Below are 2,143 nucleotides of genomic sequence, written 5' to 3'. Positions count from 1 at the left end.
CCGAACTGGTCCGTTCGCCGCTGGAGGTGTCGCCATGAATTGCCATGATGCCCTGCTGGTGCAGGCCTACCTGGATGACGAACTGGACGCGGCGCAAAGCCTGGAAGTGGCACGCCACATGGAAGCCTGCGAACGCTGCGGCACGTACTACCGCAGGCTAGAGGCCACGCGCGGGGCGATGTGCCACCCGCAGCTGCGCTACCAGGCACCGGCCTACCTGCGCGCGTCCATCCTGCCCGCGGCCCCGCGCACCGGCGTCATGGCACGCCGCAAGATGCCGGCCTGGGGGCTCGCGCTGGCCGCGTCATTCCTTGCCCTGGCCGCCATCGGCAGTTTCGGATTGCTGCGTGGGATGGGCCCCAGGCAGGATGCCGTGGTTGCCGAAGCGATCTCCGGCCACATGCGGTCGATGCAATTGAACCACCTGATCGACGTGGTCTCCACCGACCAGCACACGGTAAAGCCCTGGTTCGACGGCAAGCTCGATTTCTCACCCGAGGTCACGGACCTTGCCGCCGATGGCTTCCCGCTGGCCGGTGGCCGGATGGACGTACTGCAGGGTCGGAGCGTGGCGGCGCTGGTGTACCGGCACCGCCTGCACGTGATCAACCTCTACCAGTGGCCCGCTCCTGGCTCGATGGAACCAGCAGCCACCGCCGCCGATGGCTACAACGCGGTCAGTTGGACCGAGGGCGGCATGGCCTTCATTGCCGTGTCGAACGTGGCTCCGGATGCCCTGGATACATTCGTGGCGGCCTTCCGCGGGCGAAATTCCTTGCGAAATGAAAGCAAAAGGTAATGGAGGGTCGAGAAGATCGGCACAAACCGTCCATCCGCCAGGGAGCAGGTCCATGACTGACCCGATCGAAAGCCGCGTATTCGACATCATCGCCAAGAGCGCCGGGGTGGAGCGGGAGAAAATCACGGCGGAAACCACCTTCAAGGACCTTGGCATCGGCTCGCTCGATGCCATCGAGGTGATTTTCGACATCGAGGAAGCCTTCGATATCCACCTGCCCGAGCAGGATGCCAACCTCGACGCCGATACCGCATCGGGGCTGGTGGCGGCAGTGCGCCAGGCGATGGCCTCGGGAACGCCGGCCACGACGTGAGTTCCAGCGCCGACGATCGACAGGTGGTCATCACCGGGGCGGGCGCCGTCAGTGCGCTCGGCTTCGGCGCGGATGTCCTGTGGGACGCCATGAAAGCCGGCCGGGTGGGCATTGCCCCGCTGGTGCACCCGCGTGCGGAGAGCCTTCGTGTGCGGGTAGCGGCCCAGGTCCCGGACTTCGATCCGGCCAACTTTTTCGATGAACGGACGCTGCCGCTGCTTGACCGCGTTTCGCAGCTCGGCCTGATTGCCGCCGACGAGGCCATAGCCCAGTCTGGGCTCCGTTTTGATGAAGCCAGTGGTACACGGGCGGCCGTCATCGTGGGGACGGGTGTGGGTGGCGAAACTACCCAGGATGCGGCGAGCGAAAAGCTCTATGGTGAAAATTCCCAGCGCCTGCATCCCTTGACCATCGTCCGCATCATGGCCAACGCGGTGGCCAGCCACATCTGCGTGCGCCACGGCATTACCGGGCCTTCCTTCGCGGTGTCCAGCGCCTGCGCATCGGCCAACCATGCCATCGCCCAGGCAGTCCTGGCCATCCGCAGCGGCCTGGTGGACGTGGCGATCACTGGCGGCACCGAGGCGTGCCTGAGCTACGGGGTCTTCCGCGCCTGGGAAGCGATGCGCGTCCTCGCCGACGACACATGCCGGCCATTCTGCCGGCAGCGCCACGGACTGGTGCTGGGCGAAGGCGCAGGCATGTTCGTGATTGAATCCCTTGCCCACGCCAGGGCACGTGGCTCGAACATCCTGGCGCATATCGCCGGGGTGGGCATGAGTGCCGATGCCGGCGACATCGTGGCGCCATCGGATGCCGGCGCCGCCCGGGCCATGCGCGCGGCATTGGCCGATGCACGGATGGATCCGGCCGAGGTGGATTACATCAACGCCCACGGCACGGGCACCCTTGCCAACGACACCACCGAGACGCGAGCCATCCACCTGGCGCTTGAAAGCCACGCCATGCATCCGGCGGTATCGTCTACCAAGTCCATGCATGGGCATGCGCTGGGGGCATCCGGAGCGCTG

At 66.1% G+C, this 2,143-nt stretch carries 3 protein-coding genes; all 3 read left to right on the top strand.

Annotated features, from left to right (window positions below):
* Positions 1-799, top strand: a 799-nt coding sequence (locus VK519_RS12460) for an anti-sigma factor family protein (protein WP_324350211.1), incomplete at its 5' end; no start/stop codon positions are given.
* 52 nt (positions 800-851) lie between these two features.
* A complete protein-coding gene (locus VK519_RS12455; RefSeq protein WP_324350210.1) occupies positions 852-1,112 on the top strand; it encodes an acyl carrier protein in 261 nt (86 codons plus the stop codon).
* Positions 1,109-2,143, top strand: a 1,035-nt coding sequence (locus VK519_RS12450) for a beta-ketoacyl-[acyl-carrier-protein] synthase family protein (protein ID WP_324350208.1), incomplete at its 3' end; no start/stop codon positions are given. The genes VK519_RS12455 and VK519_RS12450, both read left to right, overlap by 4 nt.

The sequence above is a fragment of the Pinirhizobacter sp. genome, assembly GCF_035317885.1.
Taxonomy (GTDB): domain Bacteria; phylum Pseudomonadota; class Gammaproteobacteria; order Xanthomonadales; family Rhodanobacteraceae; genus Pinirhizobacter.
Note: the sequence above shows the minus strand (reverse complement) of the source record. Positions and strands in the feature narration are given on the sequence as shown.